This is a genomic window from Bacillus sp. AY18-3, from assembly GCF_008042305.1.
Classification (GTDB): Bacteria; Bacillota; Bacilli; order Bacillales; family Bacillaceae_G; genus Bacillus_A; species Bacillus_A wiedmannii.
Window position 1 is genome coordinate 98,247 of record NZ_QKQR01000008.1, and the last position, 25,465, is coordinate 123,711.

Annotated in this window: 26 protein-coding genes, 1 pseudogene, 1 riboswitch and 1 other annotated feature; of the genes and pseudogenes, 11 read left to right on the top strand and 16 right to left on the bottom strand. The window is 36.2% G+C overall.

Going from position 1 to position 25,465, the window contains the following annotated elements; all coding sequences use genetic code 11:
• Nucleotides 1-40: 40 nt before the first annotated feature.
• Nucleotides 41-1,039 (top strand): alpha/beta fold hydrolase, encoded by a 999-nt coding sequence (locus DM800_RS08020; RefSeq protein WP_147786690.1) that lies wholly within the window; start codon nt 41-43, stop codon nt 1,037-1,039.
• Nucleotides 1,040-1,170: 131 nt separating this feature from the next.
• Nucleotides 1,171-2,490: a Na+/H+ antiporter family protein gene (locus DM800_RS08025; RefSeq protein WP_147786691.1), complete on the top strand. Its 1,320-nt coding sequence runs from the start codon at nt 1,171-1,173 to the stop codon at nt 2,488-2,490.
• Nucleotides 2,491-2,513: 23 nt separating this feature from the next.
• Here DM800_RS08025 and DM800_RS08030 read toward each other — a convergent pair whose 3' ends face one another.
• On the bottom strand, nt 2,514-3,377 hold the full coding sequence (locus DM800_RS08030) for a LacI family DNA-binding transcriptional regulator (RefSeq protein WP_147786692.1): 864 nt from the start codon (nt 3,375-3,377) through the stop codon (nt 2,514-2,516).
• A gap of 99 nt (nt 3,378-3,476) precedes the next feature.
• On the bottom strand, nt 3,477-3,959 hold the full coding sequence (locus tag DM800_RS08035) for a GNAT family N-acetyltransferase (protein WP_147786693.1): 483 nt from the start codon (nt 3,957-3,959) through the stop codon (nt 3,477-3,479).
• 81 nt (nt 3,960-4,040) lie between these two features.
• Between DM800_RS08035 and DM800_RS08040 the strand changes: the two genes are divergently transcribed.
• Nucleotides 4,041-4,964 (top strand): alpha/beta hydrolase, encoded by a 924-nt coding sequence (locus DM800_RS08040; RefSeq protein WP_000819238.1) that lies wholly within the window; start codon nt 4,041-4,043, stop codon nt 4,962-4,964.
• A gap of 10 nt (nt 4,965-4,974) precedes the next feature.
• On the opposite strand, the gene DM800_RS08045 is transcribed toward DM800_RS08040, so the two are convergent.
• Entirely contained in the window at nt 4,975-5,220 is a 246-nt protein-coding gene (locus DM800_RS08045) for a DUF2552 family protein (protein WP_000360794.1), read from the bottom strand.
• Between the two features lie 139 nt (nt 5,221-5,359).
• On the opposite strand from DM800_RS08045, the gene DM800_RS08050 reads away from it, so the two are divergent.
• From DM800_RS08050 to ribH, 5 genes are all read left to right on the top strand, one after another.
• Nucleotides 5,360-5,566 carry a CDGSH iron-sulfur domain-containing protein gene (locus DM800_RS08050; protein ID WP_001151582.1) on the top strand — a complete coding sequence of 69 codons (207 nt, stop codon included), beginning with the start codon at nt 5,360-5,362 and terminating at the stop codon, nt 5,564-5,566.
• 188 nt (nt 5,567-5,754) lie between these two features.
• Nucleotides 5,755-5,898, top strand: a riboswitch (FMN riboswitch).
• A 310-nt stretch (nt 5,899-6,208) separates the two neighbouring features.
• Nucleotides 6,209-7,321 carry a bifunctional diaminohydroxyphosphoribosylaminopyrimidine deaminase/5-amino-6-(5-phosphoribosylamino)uracil reductase RibD gene (ribD, locus tag DM800_RS08055; protein ID WP_147786694.1) on the top strand — a complete coding sequence of 371 codons (1,113 nt, stop codon included), beginning with the start codon at nt 6,209-6,211 and terminating at the stop codon, nt 7,319-7,321.
• On the top strand, nt 7,303-7,947 hold the full coding sequence (ribE, locus tag DM800_RS08060) for a riboflavin synthase (RefSeq protein WP_147786695.1): 645 nt from the start codon (nt 7,303-7,305) through the stop codon (nt 7,945-7,947). The genes ribD and ribE overlap by 19 nt, the downstream gene beginning before the upstream one ends.
• A 12-nt stretch (nt 7,948-7,959) precedes the next feature.
• A complete protein-coding gene (gene ribBA / locus DM800_RS08065; RefSeq protein WP_147786696.1) occupies nt 7,960-9,153 on the top strand; it encodes a bifunctional 3,4-dihydroxy-2-butanone 4-phosphate synthase/GTP cyclohydrolase II in 1,194 nt (397 codons plus the stop codon).
• 18 nt (nt 9,154-9,171) lie between these two features.
• A complete protein-coding gene (gene ribH / locus DM800_RS08070) occupies nt 9,172-9,633 on the top strand; it encodes a 6,7-dimethyl-8-ribityllumazine synthase (RefSeq protein ID WP_000230900.1) in 462 nt (153 codons plus the stop codon).
• Between the two features lie 29 nt (nt 9,634-9,662).
• Here the strand turns inward: ribH and DM800_RS08075 are convergent, their stop codons facing one another.
• The 8 genes from DM800_RS08075 to DM800_RS08110 all read right to left on the bottom strand — a co-directional run bounded on the left by DM800_RS08075 (nt 9,663) and on the right by DM800_RS08110 (nt 16,425).
• Nucleotides 9,663-9,983: a hypothetical protein gene (locus tag DM800_RS08075; protein WP_000549778.1), complete on the bottom strand. Its 321-nt coding sequence runs from the start codon at nt 9,981-9,983 to the stop codon at nt 9,663-9,665.
• A gap of 181 nt (nt 9,984-10,164) precedes the next feature.
• A complete protein-coding gene (gene bioB, locus DM800_RS08080; RefSeq protein WP_000815838.1) occupies nt 10,165-11,163 on the bottom strand; it encodes a biotin synthase in 999 nt (332 codons plus the stop codon).
• Between the two features lies 1 nt (nt 11,164).
• Nucleotides 11,165-11,974: a malonyl-ACP O-methyltransferase BioC gene (bioC, locus tag DM800_RS08085; protein ID WP_087985142.1), complete on the bottom strand. Its 810-nt coding sequence runs from the start codon at nt 11,972-11,974 to the stop codon at nt 11,165-11,167.
• Complete coding sequence (locus DM800_RS08090) at nt 11,940-12,680, bottom strand: alpha/beta fold hydrolase (RefSeq protein ID WP_087985143.1); 741 nt, start codon at nt 12,678-12,680, stop codon at nt 11,940-11,942. The genes bioC and DM800_RS08090 overlap by 35 nt, the downstream gene beginning before the upstream one ends.
• Complete coding sequence (bioF, locus tag DM800_RS08095) at nt 12,677-13,864, bottom strand: 8-amino-7-oxononanoate synthase (RefSeq protein ID WP_147786697.1); 1,188 nt, start codon at nt 13,862-13,864, stop codon at nt 12,677-12,679. Before bioF ends, DM800_RS08090 begins: the two co-directional genes overlap by 4 nt.
• Entirely contained in the window at nt 13,830-14,558 is a 729-nt protein-coding gene (bioD, locus tag DM800_RS08100) for a dethiobiotin synthase (RefSeq protein ID WP_147786698.1), read from the bottom strand. Before bioD ends, bioF begins: the two co-directional genes overlap by 35 nt.
• Complete coding sequence (gene bioA / locus DM800_RS08105) at nt 14,558-15,946, bottom strand: adenosylmethionine--8-amino-7-oxononanoate transaminase (protein WP_088064365.1); 1,389 nt, start codon at nt 15,944-15,946, stop codon at nt 14,558-14,560. The genes bioD and bioA overlap by 1 nt, the downstream gene beginning before the upstream one ends.
• Before the next feature lie 122 nt (nt 15,947-16,068).
• Nucleotides 16,069-16,425, bottom strand: a complete 357-nt coding sequence (locus DM800_RS08110) for a hypothetical protein (RefSeq protein ID WP_137011333.1) — start codon at nt 16,423-16,425, stop codon at nt 16,069-16,071.
• A 142-nt stretch (nt 16,426-16,567) separates the two neighbouring features.
• Nucleotides 16,568-16,788: a binding site (T-box leader), on the top strand.
• A gap of 277 nt (nt 16,789-17,065) precedes the next feature.
• Between DM800_RS08110 and nhaC the strand changes: the two genes are divergently transcribed.
• A complete protein-coding gene (gene nhaC / locus DM800_RS08115) occupies nt 17,066-18,439 on the top strand; it encodes a Na+/H+ antiporter NhaC (RefSeq protein ID WP_000253742.1) in 1,374 nt (457 codons plus the stop codon).
• A 49-nt stretch (nt 18,440-18,488) separates the two neighbouring features.
• On the opposite strand, the gene cpdB is transcribed toward nhaC, so the two are convergent.
• On the bottom strand, nt 18,489-20,873 hold the full coding sequence (gene cpdB / locus DM800_RS08120; protein WP_147786699.1) for a bifunctional 2',3'-cyclic-nucleotide 2'-phosphodiesterase/3'-nucleotidase: 2,385 nt from the start codon (nt 20,871-20,873) through the stop codon (nt 18,489-18,491).
• A 362-nt stretch (nt 20,874-21,235) separates the two neighbouring features.
• Between cpdB and DM800_RS08125 the strand changes: the two genes are divergently transcribed.
• Complete coding sequence (locus tag DM800_RS08125) at nt 21,236-22,015, top strand: GDSL-type esterase/lipase family protein (RefSeq protein WP_147786700.1); 780 nt, start codon at nt 21,236-21,238, stop codon at nt 22,013-22,015.
• 72 nt (nt 22,016-22,087) lie between these two features.
• Nucleotides 22,088-22,534 carry a MarR family winged helix-turn-helix transcriptional regulator gene (locus DM800_RS08130; RefSeq protein ID WP_000445817.1) on the top strand — a complete coding sequence of 149 codons (447 nt, stop codon included), beginning with the start codon at nt 22,088-22,090 and terminating at the stop codon, nt 22,532-22,534.
• 24 nt (nt 22,535-22,558) lie between these two features.
• Here the strand turns inward: DM800_RS08130 and DM800_RS08135 are convergent, their stop codons facing one another.
• From DM800_RS08135 to DM800_RS29120, 4 genes and pseudogenes are all read right to left on the bottom strand, one after another.
• Complete coding sequence (locus DM800_RS08135; RefSeq protein WP_147786701.1) at nt 22,559-22,771, bottom strand: hypothetical protein; 213 nt, start codon at nt 22,769-22,771, stop codon at nt 22,559-22,561.
• 58 nt (nt 22,772-22,829) lie between these two features.
• Nucleotides 22,830-23,390: a DUF2062 domain-containing protein gene (locus tag DM800_RS08140; RefSeq protein WP_147786702.1), complete on the bottom strand. Its 561-nt coding sequence runs from the start codon at nt 23,388-23,390 to the stop codon at nt 22,830-22,832.
• A 466-nt stretch (nt 23,391-23,856) separates the two neighbouring features.
• Nucleotides 23,857-24,375, bottom strand: a complete 519-nt coding sequence (locus DM800_RS08145; protein ID WP_088064500.1) for an SMI1/KNR4 family protein — start codon at nt 24,373-24,375, stop codon at nt 23,857-23,859.
• A 378-nt stretch (nt 24,376-24,753) separates the two neighbouring features.
• Nucleotides 24,754-25,359 (bottom strand): annotated as a pseudogene (locus DM800_RS29120) (WXG100 family type VII secretion target); the annotation flags it as partial.
• Nucleotides 25,360-25,465 lie beyond the last annotated feature (106 nt).

Sequence of the window (25,465 nt, forward strand, 5' to 3'; positions counted from 1 at the left end):
CTGTGCGATTCATATGATTTCAGAAAAGGAGGTTTTCCATATGCTTTTTCGTAGCTATACCCCACAGTTTTATAATGAAAATAAACAACTCATTCCTAATAGTATTGCTACGATGGAAAGTGTTATGATTCATAATCGAAAACAAACTCTCCTTATGCGCGGGCAAAACGTAGAGCAGCCTATTTTATTATGCTGTCATGGCGGGCCTGGCATGGCACAAATTGGATTTATTCGTCACTTTCAAAAAGAATTGGAGAAACACTTCATCGTTATTAATTGGGATCAGCGCGGGGCAGGTAAATCCTTTTCAATGAAAGATTTCGGAGAAAATTTTACAATCGAACAATTTGTTTCCGATGCAAAAGAAGTGATTCAATATGTACTTAAAAAGTTCAATAAACAGAAACTATTTCTCGTTGGTCATTCTTGGGGAAGCATTATTGGGCTTAACATAGCACATCAATATCCACAGTATATCGAGGCTTACATCGGTATTGGGCAGATTGTACATATGAAACAAAACGAAGAATTGCTATATCAGCATTTAATTCGTTCTGCAAAAAAACATGATCATAAAAAAGCATTAGCGTCCCTTTTAAAATTAGGAAAACCACCATTTTTAGATACGAGACGCCTTATTATTCAAAGAAAGTGGCTTGGCACATTCGGCGGAGCAATCCAAAACGGATCTTCCTTTTCTTTCATACGAAAAGGCTTCTTTTCTCCTGAATATACGCTATTAGATTGGCTCAAGTTTCTCGCAGGAAATTTAAAATCCGGCGTTTTATGGGAAGAGATGCTGACCATCGATTTCTTTTCTTCTATTTCAAGTTTATCTATTCCGGTTTATTTTTGTTCTGGTCGCTATGATTATCAAACTCCTTATGCACTCGTTCAGGAATATTGTGATTTGATAGAAGCACCCATAAAAAAGATGATTTGGTTCCCAAATTCAGCACATTCTCCTGATTTAGAAGAACCAGGATTATTCGCTAATTCTTTACAATCAATTAAACAAGAGCTAGCTTTTCAGCATTAGTAACAAAGGGCTCTTTTACATTTCATAGAAAACAATTTATAATAATATGTCGCAACTATGTATAAATATAGCAAAGCGCTTCATATTTACTTGCCTTAGTACAATAAAAATTTAGGGAGATTACATTTATTATGAATGCTGTACTCGTCGCAGTAGCAGTTATGCTATTGCTTAGTTTATTACGTGTCCAGGTCATTGTCGCCATCATAGTCGGAGCTTTAACAGGCGGAATTATCGGCGGACTCGGTATTTCAGAAACTATTAACACTTTTACAACAGGACTTGGAAACAGTGCTCCAATCGCTTTAAGTTATGCAATGCTTGGTGGTTTCGCTATTTCCCTTTCCAAAACAGGACTTCCAGATGCCATGATTCAAACTGCATTAAAATGGATTGGCAATGAACAAGACACGAAAAAACAAGTTTATTCTAAAATACTTATTTTATTCATCATTTTAACGATGGCTTGTTTCTCACAAAATGTGATTCCTGTTCATATCGCTTTCATCCCCATCTTAATTCCAGCACTTTTAAAAGTATTAAATGAGCTGAAAGTGGATCGCAGACTTATTACATGTATTATTACATTCGGATTGATTACTCCTTATATGTGGATTCCAGCAGGGTTCGGAAAAATTTATCATGACGTACTGCAAACAAATGCCGCGCAAAGCGGTCTTACATTTGATGTCGCACTTATTCCAAAAGCAATGACTATTCCAGCAATCGGTATGATTATTGGATTATGTGTAGCAGTATTCATTACGTACCGGAAACCTCGTACGTATGAAACAGAACAAGTTCATACTACCGCAAATGAAATCGTTCCCTATACAAAACGGAGCATTACTTTCGGATTATTATCTATCCTAGCTACATTAACTGTTCAATTAGCAACAGAATCAATGATTTTCGGTGCTTTAGCAGGGATTATCGTCTTATCAGTAAGTGGTAGTCTACCTCTTAAAGAAGCAGATGCGATATTAACCAGCGGAATGCGCATGATGTCCTTTATTGGTTTTGTTATGATCGCTGCCGCTGGATTTGGCGCCGTTCTTCGAAAAACAGGACATGTTGAATCTCTTGTGCAAACGAGTGCACATATAATTGGAAATAACAAACCACTCGCTGCATTTCTTATGCTTGTTATTGGACTTCTCGTTACGATGGGAATTGGTTCATCCTTTTCAACCATCCCTATTTTAACAACAATTTTTGTACCTCTTTGCATGCAGCTTGGATTTAGTCCAATGGCTACAATTGCAATTATCGGTACAGCCGGAGCGCTAGGCGATGCAGGATCTCCTGCATCAGATAGTACACTTGGACCAACATCCGGTTTAAATGCTGATGGTCAACACCATCATATATGGGATACATGTGTACCAACTTTTCTGCATTATAATATACCGTTACTTATATTCGGCTTTATTGCCGCAATTACATTATAAAAGGTGCGTTTTATACGCACCTTTTACTTTTTTATTTTTCCTTTTAATTGTTGCAAAGCTATTTTCCCATTTTCTTCGGCACAACTTTCAATTTTCATGAGTGACGGGCCTATCCATTCGCTGTCTATGCTCCCGTTCGGTCCAATAATTTTCAACTTATCCGGTATACTGATATTTAAATTTTTCGCTGCTTGAATTAACTCAAAAGTAACCTTTTCACTTGAAGTTACAATTCCATCTATATACGGGTAAGTTTGCAAGAATGTAATAAACTGTTTATTCGTATACCCTTGTACACATACTTCTCGATAAGAGATGCTTTCCTCCCAAGCAGCGTCTAAAAATCCTGATATGTGCTCTTCCATTTCTTCACTATCTTCTCCCTCATCGAAATAAGCAAGAAAGTGACAACCCTTCTCTTTTAATAAAGAAACCGCTCTTTGTCCACTTTCATAATCATTTGCATGTGATTTTTTTTCATCAATCACAACAAACGGAAGTGGAATTTCTCCTATACTTTTAAAAACTGATTTTGTCAAAATAACACCTGCAACGTTATTTTCCTTCAACATATGTATGTATCTATCTTTATTCTCTATATTACAAACAATGATTTGATATCCTTCTTTATATGCTATTTCCTCAATACAATGTAGCAAAGTGATGTTTGATGGGTTATATAAATTATCTACAAGTAATGCAATTATCGTTGAATTCTCTTTAAACAATGGCTTTGCTGTACTATTCGGCCTATAATGTAATTCCTCAATTGCTTCCTTTACTTGTTTTACTGTGTCCTCATGAACGTATCCTTTTTCATTAATAACTCGTGAAACGGTTGCGACTGAAACACCTGCCAATTTTGCAACATCACGTATAGTTGCCACATCGTCACCCCTTAATATGGTAATAGATTACAATTTTACGGTAACCTAAATTACAATATTCGTCAAGATTAATAACTTATATTTCTGAAAATTGTTACATCAATTTATTAAACGATACTCCAACTGTATTTCATGTAAAATTGGGATGTTATCATATCCGATACGCGGAATTTCTTTCTTTATTTTTCGTGCCTCTTCCACTGCATTCACATATAAATTAGTCATCATAAAATTACGTTTTTGGTAAAAACGTAACGCATTCATATTATCATTTGTTGTTATGAGCCAAACCCGCCCGCACCGTTCTTCTTCTGCAAATTGTAATACACAATCTACAAGTTTCGTCCCTATTCCTTTTCTTTCTTCAAAGCTGTCTAACGATACAATTTCACACATATTTCCGGTCACTTCATACGTTATAATTCCGATTATTCTGTCATCCAAGAGCGCAACAAATCCTGGCAACTCTTCTAACTGATGCCCCTTACCACGTGAAACCATCAATGAACTTCCCCAGTTCTCACACATGAACATTCGGATTGTTTCTTTCATCGCTGGCGTAATTTTTTGTATATACACCATTTCCTATTTCTCCCCTTTTCTATCATTGTGATACAATGTAAGTGTATCACATGTAACGGTATTTGGAGGATGAGGTAAAGTATGAAACGTTTTTTTGCAGCATTGTTTACTATACTAGGTGCGATAACTGCCCTTGGGATTTTCTTTACAAATAAAGTGATGTACTTAAAGAAAAAAACAGAGGAAGAAGTACTCGAAAGAGAAACGAAAAAACATTTTCGTTTAGAGGATTTTGATGCTCTTCATAAAGAAGAAATTCATATTCCTTCGCAATTCGGATATGATCTTCACGGATATTACATTCCTGCTGGTCATTCCAATAAGTTTATGATTTTTTGTCACGGCGTAACTGTAAATAAAATGAACTCTGTAAAATATGCAAGGTTATTTTTAAACAGAGGGTATAATGTCGTTATTTATGATCATCGTCGTCATGGTAAAACTGGCGGAAAAACAACAAGCTATGGATACTATGAAAAACATGATTTAAAATCTGTAGTTGACTGGCTAAAAAGTCGCTTTGGAACAAATATAACACTCGGTATTCATGGTGAATCTATGGGAGCTGCAACACTTCTTCAATACGCAGGACTTGTAGAAGATGGTGCTGATTTCTATATTGCAGATTGTCCTTTTTCTGATTTCTACGGGCAATTACAACACCGTTTAAAGGTTGAATTCCATTTACCTAAATGGCCTTTATTACCTTTAGCAAATGCTTTTTTAAAAGTACGTGACGGTTATACGATTCGCGAAGTTTCACCAATCGATTGTATAAAAAATATTAATAATCCCGTCCTCTTTATTCATAGTAAAGATGATGATTATATTTTAGCTGATATGACGAAATCACTATATGAAGCAAAAGAAAACAATAAACAACTTTATATTGCAGAACGCGGTGCACACGCTTGCTCTTATAACGAAAATAAAGAAGAGTATGAAGCAGCCGTTGATCAATTTTTAAACTCATATGTAAAAGAAACAAAAAACAGGCTTGCATAAGCCTGTTTTTTTATTGCGCTAAAACGTCTGTAACTTGTTCCATATTTACAGAAATCCATTGCATTGCATCATCTAACGTTGGAAATTCTGTCGTTTGAAATGTTACTTCATCTTGAAGTAACCAAACATCCTTTGCCTCTTGCCCTACACCTGCAATGGACCAATGTAACAAACTATATGGATGATTATCATTCAAAAATGATGCCCACGTGCGCTCATTTGCAATGTTTCGTAATGTATGTAATTGTTTATCCATCTCTCGTCACCTTACTCTAGTCAGTTATAAAAAACATTATAACACTCTCTTCTCTCCCAAAGAAAGTGCTCATTTTATATTGTCAAGTACTTCTCTTAATTATATGATGAAATTAAGCGTTTGGGAAGGAGGGATAGCGTTGGCGAAAGTACAAATTAAAGTAAATGATAATGGCTCTTTTCGCGTTACAGGGGACGTGGAATTAGTCGATTCACAAGGGAATGTATTCCCAGCAAAACCGGCATTTTCTTTATGCCGTTGTGGTTTATCAAAAAATATGCCTTATTGCGATGCTTCGCATAAAGGGAAATTCGAGTCTGTCGTTAGAGCACCAGAGGCAGAATAATTTTACATGTGACATGCACATTTTTTTGTGCATGTTTTTTCTTTTCATTAACTCTCGTCCCCCTTTTCCTTACAACATTCCTCGTACTTTTGTCCTCATTCCAACTTACATATATTTTCACACAATTCTTCACATTCGAATATTTTTTTCTAGCCTTTTATTTTTTTTGTGCTATAATTTGAGCAAACAACATCCTTCGGGGTCGGGTGAAATTCCCAACCGGCGGTGATGAAGTGCAAACTTCTAAGTCCGTGACCCGTTTTCAACTCGAAAACGGTGGATCTAGTGAAACTCTAGGGCCGACAGTATAGTCTGGATGGGAGAAGGATATGTTTTCTAGTAATTTTATATAGCGAATACACTTTTATTTCAGTATGCATATTTTTAAAGTTTCGCTTTGAATCTTTATATATGTTTTATTTTGTATACTTATGTTTCTATACTGAAATAAAAAGATACGACTAGCGTTTGAAAAATTCGATATTTTTGCTAGGTTTTTTCCTTATGCAAAAATACCAATCATCGTTAGGTTTCTTTCCTGTACTTTCGTATTCGAACTATATTTCTAGAAATCACGTCTCCCAAACCCCAAGGATATAAAATCCTTGGGGTTTTTTGATTTTTTCAGGAGAGGTGAAGAGAATGACAGATCAAGAATATATGAGGATTGCCCTACAGTTAGCCGAAGGGACATCTGGACAAACAAGTCCAAACCCTATGGTTGGTGCTGTTGTTGTAAAAGAAGGAAACATCGTCGGTATTGGCGCTCATTTACGTGCTGGTGAAGAACACGCAGAAGTTCACGCGCTTCATATGGCTGGTGAAAAAGCAAAAGGAGCTACCGTTTATGTAACACTTGAACCGTGTAACCATTTTGGAAAAACACCACCTTGCTGTGAATTGCTCATCAAAAAAGGAGTCAAACGGGTTGTAATTGCTACTCTTGATTGCAATCCTCTCGTTTCTGGTACTGGAAAAAGGAGATTAGAAGAAGCTGGCATCAAAGTAGCTACCGGTGTTCTTGAAACAGAAGCCACCTTATTAAATCGTTTCTTTTTTCACTACATGAAAACGAAGCGTCCATTTGTAACAATAAAAACAGCGATGAGCTTAGATGGAAAAACAGCAACTGTCACGGGTGAAAGTAAGTGGATTACAGGTGAAGAAGCACGAGCTGATGTTCACCAATATCGTCATACACATGATGCGATTCTCGTTGGAGTGAATACAGTTATAGCTGATAATCCGCATTTAACGACAAGAATTCCTAACGGGGGTAAAAATCCTATTCGTGTTATTTTAGATACCCATTTACGAACGCCACCATCTTCTCATGTCATAACAGATGGTTTAGCACCGACATGGATTATTGTCGGTAAGGATGTAAATAAAGAGAAAATAGCTTCTTATGAATCTGAAAATATAGCTATATTCCAAATGAAAACAAAACATATAGAAATCAAGGACCTCCTTTTCTTTCTTGGAGAGAAGCAAATTCTTTCTCTATTCGTTGAAGGTGGTCAAACAGTTCACGCAAGCTTCTTACAAACAAAGCATCTCAATGAAATTGTAACTTATATAAGCCCCAAATTAATTGGCGGGAAAGATGCCCCTACTTTATTTGGTGGAAATGGTTTCGCAGCATTACATGATGCACTTTCCTTGGAAATTCAAGAGATGAAACAAGTTGGTGATGATATAAAAATCGTTGCGAATGCCCGAAGTGAGGTGACGGAATGTTTACAGGAATTGTAGAAGAATTAGGAACGATTGCAAACATGCAACAAAGCGGAGAAGCGATGAAGTTAACGATCCATGCAAATAATATTTTATCAGATGTTCACTTAGGTGATAGTATCGCGGTTAACGGTATTTGCTTAACTGTAACGAGTTTCACAACAACTTCATTCACAGTGGACGCAATGCCTGAAACGATGCAATCAACATCACTTCGCATGCTTACACAACACTCTAAAGTAAATTTAGAGCGGGCGATAGCTGCAAACGGACGATTCGGTGGACATTTCGTTTCAGGACATATTGATGGCATCGGAACGATATTAAACAAAAAACAACACTATAATGCCGTCTATTACAAAATAGCTATTGCTGATGAATTGCTGCGCTATTGTTTGCATAAAGGATCCGTTGCTGTTGATGGAACGAGTTTAACAATATTTGATATAGACAAATCTTCCATCACAATCTCACTCATCCCGCACACAGTAAGTGAATCTGTTATCGGAGCAAAGAATGCCGGTGACATCGTAAACATTGAGTGTGACATGATCGGTAAATATATCGAACGCTTTATTTCTAAACCTGTAAAACGAACAGGTTCAATGAGCGAAAGCTTTTTACAAGACAACGGATTTCTATAAGGGGGAAGCATTATGTTTCATCGTATTGAAGAAGCTCTAGAAGATTTAAAACAAGGAAAAGTCGTTATCGTATGCGATGATGAAAACCGTGAAAATGAAGGCGACTTTATCGCTTTAGCAGAGTATATTACGCCAGAAACGATTAACTTTATGATTACACATGGGCGTGGTCTCGTTTGTGTACCGATTACGGAAGAATACGCAGAACGTCTACAATTAGAACCAATGGTAGCTCATAATACAGATTCGCATCATACTGCATTTACAGTGAGTATTGATCATGTTTCTACAACAACAGGGATTAGCGCTCACGAACGGGCAACTACGATACAAGAATTATTAAACCCTGCATCAAAAGGTACTGATTTCAATCGTCCTGGACATATCTTTCCATTAATCGCGAAAGAAGGCGGTGTCCTACGCCGAGCTGGTCATACAGAAGCTGCTGTCGATTTAGCCAGACTTTGCGGAGCAGAACCAGCTGGAGTCATTTGCGAGATTATTAATGAGGACGGTACGATGGCACGCGTACCTGATTTACTACAGTGTGCAAAACAATTTGATATAAAAATGATTACAATAGAAGATTTAATTGCTTACCGCCGCCACCATGAAACACTAGTGACGCGAGAAGTGGAAATTACATTACCTACAGATTTCGGTACTTTCCATGCAATTGGCTATTCTAATTCATTAGATACGAAAGAACATATCGCACTCGTAAAAGGTGATATTTCAACAGGAAAGCCTGTACTTGTACGCGTTCATTCAGAGTGCTTAACAGGAGATGTATTTGGCTCGTGCCGCTGTGATTGCGGACCACAACTCCATGCTGCACTTGCTCAAATTGAGCGTGAAGGAAAAGGCGTTCTTCTCTATATGAGACAAGAAGGACGAGGCATTGGCCTTCTTAATAAGCTTCGCGCTTATAAGTTACAAGAAGAAGGATTCGATACTGTAGAAGCAAACGAAAAACTTGGGTTCCCAGCTGATTTGCGTGATTACGGTATTGGCGCTCAAATTTTAAAAGATTTAGGTTTACAACATTTACGATTATTAACGAATAATCCACGAAAAATTGCTGGCTTACAAGGTTACGATTTAGAAGTAATCGAGCGTGTACCATTGCAAATGCCAACAAAAGAAGAGAATAAAACGTATTTACAAACGAAAGTAAACAAATTAGGACATTTACTAAACTTATAATTAAGGGAGAGGTTTATTATGGTATTCGAAGGTCATTTAGTTGGTACAGGATTAAAAGTTGGGGTTGTTGTTGGACGTTTTAATGAATTTATTACAAGTAAGTTACTCGGCGGAGCTTTAGATGGATTAAAGCGTCACGGTGTAGAAGAAACTGATATCGATGTTGCTTGGGTTCCTGGCGCATTCGAAATTCCTTTAATCGCTAAAAAGATGGCTAATAGCGGAAAGTATGATGCTGTAATTACGTTAGGTACTGTAATTCGTGGTGCTACAACACATTACGATTACGTTTGTAATGAAGTAGCAAAAGGAGTTGCATCTTTATCACTACAAACAGACATCCCAGTTATTTTCGGTGTATTAACGACTGAAACGATCGAGCAAGCGATTGAACGCGCGGGCACGAAAGCAGGTAATAAAGGCTATGAATCCGCCGTTGCTGCGATTGAAATGGCTCATTTATCAAAACAATGGGCATAAAAAATAAAAAAGAGGCTGCGGCCTCTTTTTTATTTTTTTACTTTTTTCCGTACATCTTTTATTAATTCATCCATTGTTTTTCCTTCTGTTTGTATACGAAGCGTTTGTGCTGTTCTCCATACATTCTCTCTTTTCTTCGCTTCTTCTATAATAGTAATTTCTTTTCGCACTTCCTTTAAATCTTTCCCTTCTGTTTTCAATCCAAAATGTTCAGCTTTCGTTCGAAAATGTTGTTCAATTCGTTGTTGCATTTCTTTTTGTTCAGGATTTTCGGCAGCCTTAACTGGATCAGCACTTATTGCTTTTAGTAAAATTAGACAAGTCATAATCGCTAATATATATTTGTGCATGTAAAATCCTCCAACCCAATATAAATTACATATTTACTATGTACAATTGGGGCTTGGAAAATTCGTCCACCAAAATTCTTTTTTCCGCTCAAAAACCAATAGTATCAAGCTTTCACAACTATTTATTACATTTTATTTACAAAAAAAGCAAACTCTTTTACAAGTTTGCTTTTTATCTATCTTATAATGCACATTCTTCAATCTCAAACCCTAAATCTTCAATCATACCCCAGTCTGCAGTCGGTTCTTGTCCAGCTGTCGTTAAGTAATCTCCAACAAAAATAGAATTTGCTGCAAATAAACCGATTGGCTGCACAGAGCGTAAATTGATTTCACGTCCTCCTGAAATACGAATTTCTTTCGTTGGGTTTACAAAACGCATCATCGCCAGTACTTTTAAACATTCTATCGGCGTTAATTCTTTTTGTCCTTCAAGCGGCGTACCCTTTACAGCAACAAGGAAATTACATGGAATTGAATCTGCATCTATACGTTGTAATTCAAATGCAATTTCAGCACGTTCTTCTATTGTCTCCCCCATTCCAAAAATTGCCCCAGAGCATGGTGAAATGCCTGCTTGTTTCGCTTTTTGAACTGTATCAACACGATCGTCATACGTATGAGTGGAGCAAATACTTTCGTAATTATTTGCATGTGTATTTAAGTTGTGGTTATAACGATGTACACCCGCTTCTGCTAAACGTCCTGCTTGATCTTCGTTTAAGAAACCTAAACAACAACAAATCTTCAAATCTGTCGTTTCACGAATCTCCTTAACTGCTCCAATTACGTGATTCACCTCTTTATCCGTCGGGCGACGACCAGATGCTACAATACAATATGTACCCGCTTTACGGCGAATTGCTTCGTGTGCTCCTTCTACAATCTTTTCCTGCGTTAGCCATGCATATTTATCAATCGGCGCCTCTGAAATAATAGACTGTGAACAATATCCGCAATCTTCAGGACATAATCCAGATTTCGTATTAATAATCATATTCAATTTTACTTTCTTACCAAAGTGATGATGGCGAATGATGTAAGCTGCATTCATAATTTCTAACACTTCTGTATCATCAGCTTCTAATATTGCAATTGCATCCTCTTTCGTAATCATTTTCTCTTCTACTACGTCATGTGCAAGTTTTTTCCAATCCCTTTTTGTTTGTACTTGTTTCATTTCATCTCTTCCCCTCTTTTGTTATATGCATAAATAAAGCATGATACGTCGCCATTATCCCTTCATTTTCCGTGAAGTCTCTTTCGTATATGCGAAGCATCGCACGAAAGAGTGAGGGACTTTGACAATATGATTCTTCATTACTATTGGTCGCTCCTACTTTTCGAATAGAGTGTAGAAACTCCCTAACTTCTGTAAATCTCTCTATGTAACATGTTTCAGAAACATGCACATCCCCTGTTTCTATTTCACACATATGGCGCAACTGATTTTTCGAATAAAAAAGTTGCCCAATCGATGTTTCATTTTGTATATTTTTTTCTTCTTTCGCCCGCTGGAACGAAGCATGCAATTCTTGAAATGTTTCATGTCCAAACGTTGAAAAGAGTAATATCCCATCTATAGACAAATGATGAAATAAATTTCTTATCACTTGTTTTAAATCATTTAGCCATTGAAATGTGGCATTTGAAATAATGACATCATATGTTTCTTCTAGTCGTAATCTTTCGATATCCTCACAGTAAAACGTTACATTTTTCACATTTTGTCTAGTTTTCGCAACTGCAATCATACTTTCAGCAAAATCAATGGCTGTAATATGCGCTTTCGGAAATAAGTTTGATAATTGCTCTGTAACATATCCTGTTCCGCATCCAAGTTCTAAAATACGTATCGATGAATTTGCACTATATCGCCGATTCAATGTAGAAAGTAATGAATGTGCCATCTTTTTTTGTACATTTGCATATTGATCGTAGGATACAGATGCCGCGTTAAACCGTTTTTGAAGTAACGTTTTGTTGATCATGTCGTATCCCCTCTACAAATTGAATTATCTCATTTCCGCAATATTCGAAATTCGTTACGCATAATGCGTGTCCAGCCTCACTTACTACCTTGAGCGTGGCAGTCTCATTCTCAGCCATACTACGCGCTGCAGACAATGGACAAATTACATCCTGCTCTCCGTGAATAAGTAGTATAGGGACTTTAATTTCTTTCAGTTCTTCTCTCATATCTGCTTCTATTAAATACTCCAAACCTAATTGCAAAGACTGAATAGAATCACCTTTAAAGCGTTTTATCATATCTTCAAACCTTTTATTCTCTTTCAGCTCATCTTTTGTAAACATATTTTCATAAAACCGCTTGAGCGTATCTTCTTTCTTTCTCGCTAAATTCTTTTTCAGCCGTTCTACATGCAGAGTATTCCATCCACTCGTATAATCGCTCGTATTTGTAAATTTGGCAGTACCACCAATTAGTACGATACCTTTTGCCTTAACCTTTTTATGAGCTTGAACTGCTGCTAACGCTCCTAGTGACCATCCAACTAAAATTACATTTTCATCTTTTGCTACATCTATTATTCGCCCCGCAAATTCACTTTGTTCTTTCACATTACGCCAATTGATACATTGAACAGAATATCCTTTAAAATACGGCAGAACTAAAGTCCAAACACCTTCTTCCATTCCCCATCCAGGAATAAAAATAACCTTTAGCTCTTTCATACGAAAAACCCCTCTTCTTTACCAATGCGTATAATATGCTGAATAGCCCATTTCAAATCAGCTATTGTATGTTGGGACGTAACTGCAAAACGGACCCGTGAACTATTAACTGGAACCGTTGGTGGACGAATTGCAATTGCTGCAATACCTACCTCTTGCAGCCTTCTACTAAACCGTAAAGCTGCTTCATTTGAACCGACTACAATTGGTACAATATGAGTTGAGCTATTCCCAATATCAAAACCAGCTTCTTGCAAATGTGTCCTAAAATATGCTCCATTCTCTATAAGCCTCTCTCTTCTTTCATTATCTTCTTTCACAATTTCAATTGCTTTTTGCACTGCTCCTAACGTTCCTGGTGGTAAAGCTGTTGTAAAAATAAAGCTTCTCATCATATTTTGTAAATACTCTATATACATTGCATCACCTGTCAAATACGCGCCATAACACCCTAGAGCTTTGCTAAACGTCCCCATATGTATATCAATTTTTTGAGCAATATCTTTTTCTATATGAGACAACCCTGCTCCATCAATTCCATATATTCCACTCGCATGTGCTTCATCGACTATAATGATTGTCCCGTATTTCTCTTTCAGCTCCACTAACTCTCTCAAATACGCAGTATCACCATCCATACTAAAAACAGTATCCGTTACGATTAATTTCTTCTTTTTGGGCGGCGCTGCTTGCAACAGCTTCTCTAAATGATCTAAATCATTATGACGATACCTTTTATGCTCTGCTCCGCTTAATATAATCCCATCAACGATGCTTGCGTGATTTAATTTGTCACTAAACACAATATCGTGACGACAGGCTAATGAAGAAATCACTCCAACATTTGCGGTATATCCACTATTTACAACTAAGGCTTTTTCAGTGCCTTTCCATTCGCATATACTTCTCTCAACCTCTTCATACAGTGAATAATTTCCTACAACGAGCCTTGATGCTGTCGCTCCAGTTCCATATTTTCTTGTGCATGCAATAGCAGCTTCTTTTAACCTCTCATCTCCAGCTAACCCTAAATAATTATTTGACGCTAAATTTAGCATCCTTTTTTCATCTCGAATAAGCCATGTCTCTTCTGCTTGTTCTGTTACATGCAAATTGCGATACTGTCCTTGTTCATTTAATTGTTGCAATTTAGATTGAAAATGTGTGCGCCACGTTTGATTCATTTCGGATGAACTCCTCTAATTTTGAAATCATTATATACTCTTTTGCAGATTCCAAGACTTCTTCTTTTGTAAACGCACCTTCAAAGAATGGTAATAAACCTAAAACCGGTACCCCACTTAGCTCTTCAATCATTTCTTTATTTTCTTGTACTCTTTCCATTTCACATTCTTTGCAGCCGGATAAAATTACACCTGCTACTGTTAAGCCCTGTGCCTTTGCATAAGCAATTGTTAAAACTGTATGATTTACTGTTCCTAATGTAGGGCGTGCGACTATAATAAGAGGAAGCTGTAATTCCTTTGCGAAATCAATTACTAAAGCGTCTTCTGTATATGGAACAGCCAGTCCACCTGCTCCTTCTACAAATAGGCTATTAAACTCTTTCAATCGTTCATTATAATGATCCATAATGTCTTTTAAATGTACTACTCTTCCAGCTCTTTTCATGGCAAGTCTCGGAGCAAGAGGTTCTTCAATAGAATAAGGGCAAATTTCATCTTCTTTTGTTGGTACACCCGATAATGCTTTTAACCTTGCTGCATCTCCCTCTGGATTTGATGCAACATGTCCACTTTGCAACGGTTTATATACCCCGATGTTATATCCCAATTCTCTAAATACACCTGCTAATGCACCCGCAACTACAGTTTTCCCCACTTCAGTATCCGTTGCTGTAACAAAAAAACCGCCCATTATTCTCCCTCCGTAACATCCGAGATTGCTTTATACAAAATACGTAACATATCATCAATCTCATCAATTGTAGAAGCAAGAGGAGGCATAAATACAATCGTATTACCGAGTGGTCGCAAAATCATGCCCAGCTCTCTTGAACGTTTACATACTTGAACACCGACTCTCTCTGTCCATTCAAACGCTTCTTTCGTTACTTTATTCTTCACAAGTTCAATTCCAACCATTAACCCGCACTGACGAATATCCCCTACATGTTTATACGCAAAGAGCGATTCTAATTGCGTCGCTACATATTCTGTCTTACTTGCCACTTCTTCTATTAAATTTGTTTTCTCGTATAGCTCTAGATTCGCAATGGCTACCGCACACCCTAACGGATTCCCTGTATAACTATGACCGTGGAAAAATGTTTTTTGTTCTTCATAGTCTCCTAAAAAGGCATTATAAATTTCATCTGTCGTTACGGTGATTGCAACTGGTAAATATCCACCTGTTAAACCTTTTCCGGCTGTTAAAATGTCCGGCGTTACATTTTCATGTTCACATGCAAACATTTTCCCGGTACGCCCAAATCCAGTCGCTACCTCATCTGTAATAAATAAAACATTATATTTTGTACATAAATTACGGAGCCCTCTTAAGTATCCTTTTGGCATTGTAATCATACCGCCAGCACCTTGCATTAAAGGCTCTACAATAATCGCCGCAATTTCTTCATGCTTTTCTTTCAGCAGCTCTTCCATTTCTTCTAAATGTTTTTTCACAATTTCCTCCTTATTATTTCCATAAGGAGAACGATATGTATATGGATACGGCATTTTAATTGCCTCAAATAAAAGTGAACTATACACTTGGTGAAACAAGTCTATCGCTCCTACTGAAACAGCTCCAATTGTATCACCGTGATACGCTTCTTTTAATGTAACAAATCTTTGTTTCTTCGGTTTTCCTTTATGCTGCCAATATTGAAAGGCCATCTTAATTGCAATTTCAACGGCGCTAGAACCGGAGTCTGAATAGAATACTTTCTTCAAACCTTCTGGCACAACTTCAATTATTTTTTCTGCTAATAAAATAGATGGAACGTTAGCAAGTCCTAACATAGTAGAATGGGCAATTTTATTTAATTGCTCACGAATTGCTTCATCTAATTCTGGTACTTGATGTCCGTGAACATTTAACCAAATAGATGAAACACCATCCCAATATTCATTTCCATTTACATCGTATAGCTTTCTTCCCTCTCCACGTTCAATAATGACAGGGTCTTCTTCTAAATAATCTTTCATTTGTGTAAACGGATGCCATACATAAGCTTTATTTTTCTCCGATAATTCTTCATATGTATAAGACGATTTTTCAGTCGTATTACTATTAACAGTCACAATTGTCACCCCTAATGTTAACTAATTTATAAATAAAGTTAACATTAAATTTAAATGACTGTCAATTATTTTTAAATCAAATAGTTCTTAAAAAAGAACAACTTATCATACGATAAGTTGTTCTACTTTCCGTGTTGTACCTTTCCGATTTCTAAAATAATCTCTTCATCTTTTTTTCCTTCTGTATCAATTCCAAGCTGTTTTGCATGTTCAATTAATAAATCATGGCGCTTCTCAAATCTTGCGGTATTTACTTCTTTCGTAACCTCTTCTTTTGTTTTCCCTTCAGTAGAAACTCCTAGTTTCTCAGCTGCTTTTTCCATCGACTTCTTCTCTTCCGTTTCTTTCGCTTTCTTCACTTCTAACTGCTGTATTTGCTTTTGTTTCGCCTGCTCTGATTCAGCTGCAAAAGCTGTGTAAATTCCAGCACTTCCGCCAATGACTAGTAAGGTGGTAAAAAGAATTATTTTTTTCTTCACTCTTTCCTCCCCTTTCAAATTCATTATAACGTACAAATTTAGAACATTAAAAACATTTAACCTTTATTTCCCTAAAAAAATATTGAACATTTTTATTGACATATAAGATGAAAATGTGATAAAAATTTAACTAACATCATATGAATCGGCATTGATAGGATTTAGTAGTATTTCGATTTCTGATTTCAGAGAGCTGGTGGTCGGTGCGAACCAGTACAGAGCGAATTATGAATTACCCCCTGGAGCTTCTTTTGCGAAACGTAAGGAGTAGTGAAAGACGGTTATAGACCGTTATATCTAAAGAGTGGTGAAACGAAACTGTTTCACAATTTAGGGTGGTACCGCGAATTTTTCGTCCCTGCATATATTGCAGGGGCGTTTTTATTTTATTAGCGCATATCATACGACCCTTTATTTTGTGATACATTCATTTCACAAGCTAGGGTGGTACCGCGATATCTTCGTCCCTGCATAATTATATGCAGGGACGTTTTTTTATCCAATCATTTCCGTATCATATCGAAGGACCAACAATTACCGATAATTTGTCACAAAATTCTAAATTTTAGAAGGAAATACACAATATTGGCGAATTTTATATAAAAAAGAGCTATTTTAAATTACTTAGGAGGGGAAAACAATGGTTTCAAAAATTGAATCTGTTCTTTTAACATTATTTATCTTTTTCTGTATTGGCTTTAGTGTTATTCAATTAGAAGTTTCACCACACATCCCAATTTTATTTGGTATCGTTCTTTTATTAGCATTTGGATTTATGAAAAAAATCTCTTGGTCTACTATGGAAAAAGGGATGATCAGTAGTATTTCAGCTGGTATTCCATCTATTTTTATTTTCTTGCTTGTAGGCGTATTAATTAGTGTTTGGATCGCTGCTGGAACAATTCCAACTTTAATGGTATACGGCTTCCAGCTTGTATCTCCAAAGATTTTCGTTCCAACTGTTTTTGTTGTTTGTGCAATTGTTGGAACAAGTATTGGTAGTGCCTTTACAACTGCCGCAACTGTAGGACTTGCCTTTATGGGTATGGGTAGTGCTCTCGGATACGATCCAGCTCTAATCGCTGGTGCAATTATTTCTGGTGCATTCTTTGGAGATAAAATGTCTCCTTTATCTGATACAACAAACTTAGCTCCTGCTGTAACGGGTGTAGATTTATTCGAGCATATTCGTAACATGCTTTGGACAACAGTTCCAGCTTTCATTATTGCTTTTATCGCATTTTTCATTTTAGGAGGCGGTACTAGCGGAGACGTTGACTTCACAAACTTTATTAGCACTTTAGAGAAAAATACGACGATTTCTATCGTTACACTAATTCCAATTTTATTACTGTTCCTATTCGCATTTAAAAAAGTTCCAGCAGTTCCAACATTACTTGCAGGAATTGTGGTAGGAATTATTATTCTCTTTATTTTTAAACCTAGCACTTCTTTAGCTGATTTAATGAAAATTATGCAAGACGGATACGTTTCTAAAACTGGTATTAAAGACATTGATAGCTTACTATCTCGCGGTGGTCTACAAAGTATGATGATGTCGATTGCACTTATTTTCCTGGCTCTTTGTATGGGAGGATTATTACAAGGAATGGGTATTATTACGCAGCTCATGAATATCATCTCTAGCTTCGTAAAAAATAGCACACGTTTAATTATTTCTACTGCTTCAACTGCAATTGGTGTAAACTTCTTACTTGGTGAGCAGTACTTATCCATCGTTTTAACAGGACAAGCATTTGCTAATAAATACGATGAAGTCGGTTTAGAACGTCGTAATTTATCACGAGTACTAGAAGATGCAGGTACAGTTATTAACCCTCTCGTACCATGGGGAGTAAGTGGTGTATTCTTATCGAACGTCCTTGGGGTTCCGACATTTGATTACCTTCCATTCGCAATTTTCTGTTTAGCTTGCCCAGTCTTAACAATTATTGTTGGTTTCACTGGATTTGGCCTTTCATGGAAGAAAGAAAAAGCTGTAACACTTTCATAATATATTAAAAAGGATTACCTGAATCGGTAATCCTTTTTATATTTCTCCACTATCTATTTGCTTTCTTTCTTCTAAATAACAGAAGTAATCCCGCTCCAACAAACGCCAAGCCTGCTCCAATTGTAGAAGCAACACTTGTACCTGTTTTCGGTAAATCACGGTCTTCTTTATTTTCACTTACAGTTGTTGTTTCTTTTGAGTTTTGATTATCCGTTGTAGTTTGTCCAGATCCTGCATTATTTGCTTCATTTGTTGGTGGTGTCGTTGGATTTTCTCCATTACTACCTTCATCTGTTGGTGGTGTCGTTGGATTTCCTCCATTATTTCCTTCACCTGTTGGTGGTGTCGTTGGATTTCCTCCATTATTCCCTTCACCTGTTGGTGGTGTCGTTGGATTTCCTCCATTATTCCCTTCACCTGTTGGCGGTGTCGTTGGATTCTCTCCACCAGTTTCCTTATCATCATCGTTCTTCTTCGTTATATCAATTGCATATTTAGCAAATTCATTTTCAGATGGTCCAACATATGATATTTTCCCATCTTTCTTTATATACTTTTGTGCATTTGGTGAAGAATCGAATGTTGTATGTAATTTATCTGCAACAATCGGTTTAAACGTCCAATTTTTATCTGCTGCTGGATTAATAACTGGTGTTTCTTGCATATACTTCACAATGATTTGACGTGTTTCATCTTGTGATTGGTATACAACTTCGCCTTTACTTACACCTGGGAACGTTTGGCTACTTCCGCGATAGTTATTTGTAGCGACGATGAACTCTTGATTGTCAGCTACTGGCTTACCTTCATATGTCATATTTATAATACGATTCGTATTTGCATTTACAACTTTTCCATCTTTATCGTATTTCGTTGGTTGTGTTACATCAATTTCGTATTTTAAGCCATCTAAAATATCGAAGTTATATGTAGGATAGCTTATATTTACTAACGGCTGTTCTTCTGTTTTCTTTGGATCAATTTGGTTAAACTGACCTGCAGACATTTCAAGCCATTCTTTCACTTGTGCCCCATTTACTTTTACAGCATATAACGTATTTGGATATACGTATAAATCTGCAACGTTTTTAATCGCTAACGTTCCAGCTGGAATATCCGTATAATATGTAGCACCGTTTCGGCCACCTGCTTTAAATGGTGCGCCTGCAGATAAAACTGGAATTCCTTTATATTTGCTATACTGTCCATTTTCAGCAAATAACTTTTCTACATACCATTTTTGTGCATTTGTCACAAGTTGTACAGAAGGATCATCTTGTACTAATGAGAAATAACTATTAATTGGCGCTGTCGTTTTTCCTACAGCTGTATTCACATAATCAATTGTCGCTTGATGATCATCTTTAATTTCATTAACTAATTCTTGATCAGATTGTACTAATGGGTTCCCTTTACTATCAGCAATCGGACGAAGTTGCGGCTTCGATTGCTCTTTTTGTATTTCCCATTTTCCGTTTACCTTTTTCAATTGCATATCAATAATACCTAAGTTACTTCCAAAGACACCAGGCATTACAACTGGAACACCATTAAATACATCCTTCACTTCAGTATGTGAATGTCCCATTAATACTGCATCTACACCAGGAACTTCTGTTAAATAATACGAAGCGTTTTCCATGCCAACGTTGTATCCACTCTTATCAACGCCCGAATGCGCTAGTGCAACGATAACATCTGCACCTTCTGCTTTCATTTTTGGCACCATTTTCTTCGCTGTTTCAACTATATCTTTCGCTTTCACTTTTCCTTCTAAATTTGCTTTATCCCAGTTCATAACTTGAGGTGGAACAAATCCCATTACGCCAATTTTCACTTTTTGTTTTTGTCCTGATTCATCTTCTACTTCTTTTTCAAAAACATGATATGGTTTAAAGTAATTTTGGTCGTTCTCTTCATTAGTATCTTTATCATCTTTATAGACGTTGGAGTTAATAACCGGGAACTCTGTTTTACTAATTACTTTGTTTAAATAGTCTAAACCGTAGTTAAATTCATGATTCCCAAGAGAGATGACGTCATACTTCATTAAATTCATTAAACGATATAATGGATGTGTATAACTAGGATCCACAGGCTTCTTCGGATCATTTATTTTATTCGCTACATAATCTCCAAGTGGTGTCCCTTGCAATGCATCCCCATCATCAAATAGGACAGAGTTCTTCGCTTCTTCACGTGCTTTATTAACAAGTGTTGCCGTTTGCACGAGACCTACTTTATTATCTGTTTTCGTTTGATAATAATCGTAATTCATTAAGTTAACGTGAATATCTGATGTTTCTAGAATTCGTAAGTTAACCGTACTCTCCCCGTTGTTCTCATCCGCATGAGCTGTTGCTGGCAATACTTGCGGCGCTATTACACCTATAGCAAGAGTTGCTCCAGCTAGCATTTTTTTTGACTTTTTCACAAAAAATCCCCCTTATACAATTACCAAAAATAATGAAATAAACTTCTATTTGCCTCTAACCACATACCTTTTTTCTTCTATTAGAGACAAGATTTTCATTTCATCCTGCGCTAATGAGTAGTCCCCTTAAACGCCTGATTAGTGAAACTTTAATTAGTGGGAAATAAAGCCCTACTCATTAAAATTTCACCTTATCTGACATTATCATATATAATGTACTTTCATATCGTCAATATTTTTTGACATACTTCTACAAATTTTCTGTAAAGTTGTTGTAAACTTTTCATAAACATATAATATGCCCTTACATTGTTAATACTGCTGAATATGATACAATTACCAATTACAAGGAGGATGAATATATGAAAAAAGTCATCTTAACAATTGTTTGTCTCCTCCTTCTAATCATTTCTTATTCTTATTTTGAAAAGAACGATGAGACAAAACAAAATGGACCGGAAGAAAACACAGAAAAAACATCTACTCCAAGTTGGATTGATAAGCAAACAAACGATTCCTTTTATCATCTCGTACTAGGTGATTCACTCGCCAAAGGATATGGCTCGACACAAGGGGGATTTGCTGAATTAGCTTCTAGACAAATAGAAGCACAAATTCATAAACCAATTACAGTAGAAAACCTTGGGATAAACGGTCTTACAACAGATCGTCTCGCTAAAAAAGTGCAATCAGAAGATGTAAAGCAAAAAGTTAGAGCAGCAAATATCATTACAATTAATATTGGAGGAAATAATTTATTCCGTTTAAATCGTGATGTCGGTGTTATAGATGGTATTAAAATGTTAAATAAAGAAAAAGCTCATTTTGAAGCGGATATAAAAAATATTGTAAAGACAGTTCGAGATCAAAATCCGAACGCTTTACTCATTCTCTCAGAACTCTATAATCCGTTACAACTCGATGACTCCATCGCCAGTTATGCAGATATGTTTTTAGATGGATGGAATGAATCCGTTTATTCCATTTCAAAAGCAAATCAACCATCTATCGTTTTACCAATTCGTAAATTAATATCAAATGATAAAAAAGATTTACTCTTTGACCAAGTGCATCCAAATGATAATGGCTACGCGATTATTGCCGATTCATTTACAAAAAAAGTGTTGGCCTACAAATATTAAAATTTCCATGAAACAATTCTATTTTTATAACATGTCTTTTTTGTTACAATGATAGTGGAAGGGGGCCTTTATATGGAATCACGCGAGTGGGAACGTATTGTTGATCATCTTCTTTCGCTAGTGCCTCTTTTTTATCGCAAATTTATGCTTCCTGGAGAATTTTCTTCTCAAAGACATATGCCGCCATCACATACACAAGTATTGCTACTTCTGCATGAAAATGGTACATTAGCAGTTTCCGAAATCGGCAAGCGGCTAGCGATTTCACGGCCTAACATGACACCTCTATTAAACAAACTGATTCAAGAAGAACTAATAGAGCGTCATTATAGCGAAAAAGATCGACGGGTCATTTTAATTTCCCTAACAGCTGAAGGGAAATTGTTAGTAAATCAGTATCAACAATTCATTTTAGACAAATTAAAAGAAAATTTCCAAACATTATCTGAGGAAGAGCGCGAAAAGCTCATTCACTCTCTTCAAACCATTCAAAATTTAATTTTGAAAACAAACGCATAAAGCTGCTTCTACATAGAAGCAGCTTTATGATTCGTAATAATTACCATAGTATACATTTGAATATGGCCATGTCGTTAAATATGGTTTTTGTTCTTGCGTAGGCTGTTGTTGTGGTATTTGTGGTATTTGTGGTATTTGTGGTAATTGCTGCTGATACACTCCAAATTGCTGCCTCATATCATTTACCGGATAATAATTTACATATGGATATACTTGCGGTACGTAATAATAATACATTCATTCTCTCCTCCTTTTTCTTAAACATATTCCAAGGAGAAAATGAATGTGACACTCTTTATATTTGCACGAGTGGTTCTCTCACTCGTTTCTTTCTGTTCTTCAAACGTAGCTTACGGTTCTTTTCATATAAATAATGCACAACGAAATATGAAATTCCCCCAAACACCACTCCTAAAATGGTCATTCCAATTAATACATAAACTTCACTCTGCACTAAACCCTTTAATATCGTAAAAATATGACTCGAAAACAAGTCAGATATCGTAAATGGTTCATGATGTATTTTTTGTACATGAAATGGGTATATCATTTTTCCTAACGCATAAGCAAATGGAAATAAAAATACTGGGAGAAACGATATTTTCCCAATAATATTACCAATGACTGCGGCTGGAAAAGATCCTTTTACTAACCTGACAATTGGATAAAATATTAAATATACGAGCGATGCCGTATAAATTACCAACATTTCTAAACCAAATCCAATAGCAAAACCTAACGACACTTTCTTTGCTCCTTCTGGTGATCGAAGCAACTTATAATATTGAAACTTTAATATTCTCCACATCCGCTGAAAAAACGAATATGTTTTCTTAGTTGTTTTCAAATTCATCATCTCTTTAACTATATTTTTATATGTAGTATGCCCTTACATACTCTGAAAAACAAATTTCACTTTCTCTTTTATTATAAAGGATATCGAAATGGTTAACTAAATATACATATGACATTTCAATATAAAAAGTGCACCTCAAATTGTTATTCGTGTCTAACAATTGCGGTGCAGTTCAAATTGAGCAGCTTTGTTCTTATTTATTCTCCTAATGTTTGTCCCATTTCATTTATTTTTATATCAAGACGAAAAAAGCACTTGTTGCCTTTAATCGACAATCAAGTACTTTCAGTTCATATTGTTTTTAAATTGCTCTAGATTTTATCGTAACCTTAAAACTTGTATATCTTGACGATTAATATTCATTTTCTTTTCTGTTCACTTCAAATATATTTTGCTTTAGCCGTATTAGTATTTATGTTTTTATAGCCGCACATTAACATACACTTAAAAAACACGATTGCATAAACTACCCCTTTAAAGCTAATATCTCTTCTCTATTATAGTCGATCATTGCTAAAAAGTACTCGTCAAAATTCTCAAATCTATCTATTTCTTCACCCGCAAACCAAATTATCTCTCCTGGTCTAGAAGAATTAGGTAAACATAAAACAAATAAATCCCTATCAAATTCAGAAACTGCTATTGGTAATAGCTCCTGTCTTAAAACACCGCTTTCTTCTAAAACAACATCATCTATAGCTTCTAATAATACCTGAGCATAATCCATTATAGATGATTCCTTTAATTGCTCCGTACCAAATAAATCCACCGTTTGATAAAAGCCTGCCCAACCATTGGCATATTGAAGAAATTCTCGATACATTAAATCAAGCTTATATCCCAATTCTTGTTCAATAATGCGAATAGATTTTTCATTTGCTCCCACCTCTGGAAAATGGTGTGGCCATATTTTTTCTACATCTTGTTTCATTAGCTCCTGCTTCACTAAAATCATTGTAGCTATCTTATCTTTCCAATTATTCATCATCTACTCCTCCTCTACAAACTTAAATTTTGTAGGTTTATAACCAATTGGATATTTATTAGCCTGTCCACCTATGCTCATATTAACTTTTGGATCAAGGTCTAACCAACTATGAGGCTCCGGTTTCCCCATCCAAGTTGTATCAGGAACATGACCAACATGTCCCTTGTATGCTTCTCCATTATCAGCAGCTCGCTTACCTTCTAGCCTTGCCGCACGTGAAGCTTCTTGTCTTAATTTACCTTTAGTTGATACCCTTCCTGTTGGTGATAAAGCACCAGCTTCTAAGGCTTTATTAGATCCCTCAACATAAGCCTTAACTTGCGCTATCTGTTCATCTGTCGCTCCAGGAGGTGCTTTGACCTCTACAGGTCCCCCAGCTTTACCGGCCCCCTTAACTCCATTGACTTTCTCCACAGGTACTTTTTTAGCTTTATTCACAGCCTCAGTAGCCTTAGCAGTCATTTTAACTCCTTTGCCTACTTTTGCTATCTTCCCAAAGGGTGTAATCCCTGCTACTGCCATTCCTCCAGCAAATACTCTATCCAAAGTAGATAGTTTTTCGCCAGTAGATGGATCAATCCCATCCCAAGCACGACGAATATCATACTCACCACTTATTTCACCTACTATATCCCTAGCAAGTTTTTCACCATCAAAATCCTCTTTTTCTGATGATAGTGGTCCACACATCGCTCCTTGTTCCATTGTAACATCTTGATTATCTGTATTGCGGAATTTTTCAGCAATTCGTTTCAAATCTTCTTCTACTTTTACAAGTCAATGAATAGATGTAAAAGCTTTTAGTCTCGCATCATTGAACATTTGAATGAACTGTTGATTAGAGGCACCAATCCACTGAAAACACAATTGATCTATTTCATTACATAAATTATTATGTATAGATTCTAATGCGATTCGGGTATTGCTTGCACGATTCGCAACTTCTTCTAGCATTTCAGGTGTAACTTTAATTTGAACCATTTTTTTCCTCCCTCTCCCAATTAAAATTATGAGATAAAAAGAAAAAAATGTAAATACAGAAATTTTAGAACATCCAAAAATCTTTATACAACATAAAGCCTGCTTA

Excerpts from the sequence above, each read along its gene's own strand:
- bioC (WP_087985142.1), bottom strand. The coding sequence starts at position 11,974 with ATGATCAACAAAACGTTACTTCAAAAACGGTTTAACGCGGCATCTGTA.
- ribE (WP_147786695.1), top strand. The coding sequence starts at position 7,303 with ATGTTTACAGGAATTGTAGAAGAATTAGGAACGATTGCAAACATGCAA.
- DM800_RS08020 (WP_147786690.1), top strand. The coding sequence starts at position 41 with ATGCTTTTTCGTAGCTATACCCCACAGTTTTATAATGAAAATAAACAA.
- DM800_RS08090 (WP_087985143.1), bottom strand. The coding sequence starts at position 12,680 with ATGAAAGAGCTAAAGGTTATTTTTATTCCTGGATGGGGAATGGAAGAA.
- ribH (WP_000230900.1), top strand. The coding sequence starts at position 9,172 with ATGGTATTCGAAGGTCATTTAGTTGGTACAGGATTAAAAGTTGGGGTT.
- ribD (WP_147786694.1), top strand. The coding sequence starts at position 6,209 with ATGACAGATCAAGAATATATGAGGATTGCCCTACAGTTAGCCGAAGGG.
- DM800_RS08140 (WP_147786702.1), bottom strand. The coding sequence starts at position 23,390 with ATGATGAATTTGAAAACAACTAAGAAAACATATTCGTTTTTTCAGCGG.
- DM800_RS08145 (WP_088064500.1), bottom strand. The coding sequence starts at position 24,375 with ATGAATAATTGGAAAGATAAGATAGCTACAATGATTTTAGTGAAGCAG.
- DM800_RS08125 (WP_147786700.1), top strand. The coding sequence starts at position 21,236 with ATGAAAAAAGTCATCTTAACAATTGTTTGTCTCCTCCTTCTAATCATT.
- DM800_RS08035 (WP_147786693.1), bottom strand. The coding sequence starts at position 3,959 with ATGGTGTATATACAAAAAATTACGCCAGCGATGAAAGAAACAATCCGA.
- bioF (WP_147786697.1), bottom strand. The coding sequence starts at position 13,864 with ATGAATCAAACGTGGCGCACACATTTTCAATCTAAATTGCAACAATTA.
- DM800_RS08130 (WP_000445817.1), top strand. The coding sequence starts at position 22,088 with ATGGAATCACGCGAGTGGGAACGTATTGTTGATCATCTTCTTTCGCTA.
- DM800_RS08045 (WP_000360794.1), bottom strand. The coding sequence starts at position 5,220 with ATGGATAAACAATTACATACATTACGAAACATTGCAAATGAGCGCACG.
- bioD (WP_147786698.1), bottom strand. The coding sequence starts at position 14,558 with ATGGGCGGTTTTTTTGTTACAGCAACGGATACTGAAGTGGGGAAAACT.
- DM800_RS08135 (WP_147786701.1), bottom strand. The coding sequence starts at position 22,771 with ATGTATTATTATTACGTACCGCAAGTATATCCATATGTAAATTATTAT.
- DM800_RS08025 (WP_147786691.1), top strand. The coding sequence starts at position 1,171 with ATGAATGCTGTACTCGTCGCAGTAGCAGTTATGCTATTGCTTAGTTTA.
- DM800_RS08040 (WP_000819238.1), top strand. The coding sequence starts at position 4,041 with ATGAAACGTTTTTTTGCAGCATTGTTTACTATACTAGGTGCGATAACT.
- ribBA (WP_147786696.1), top strand. The coding sequence starts at position 7,960 with ATGTTTCATCGTATTGAAGAAGCTCTAGAAGATTTAAAACAAGGAAAA.
- nhaC (WP_000253742.1), top strand. The coding sequence starts at position 17,066 with ATGGTTTCAAAAATTGAATCTGTTCTTTTAACATTATTTATCTTTTTC.
- DM800_RS08075 (WP_000549778.1), bottom strand. The coding sequence starts at position 9,983 with ATGCACAAATATATATTAGCGATTATGACTTGTCTAATTTTACTAAAA.
- bioB (WP_000815838.1), bottom strand. The coding sequence starts at position 11,163 with ATGAAACAAGTACAAACAAAAAGGGATTGGAAAAAACTTGCACATGAC.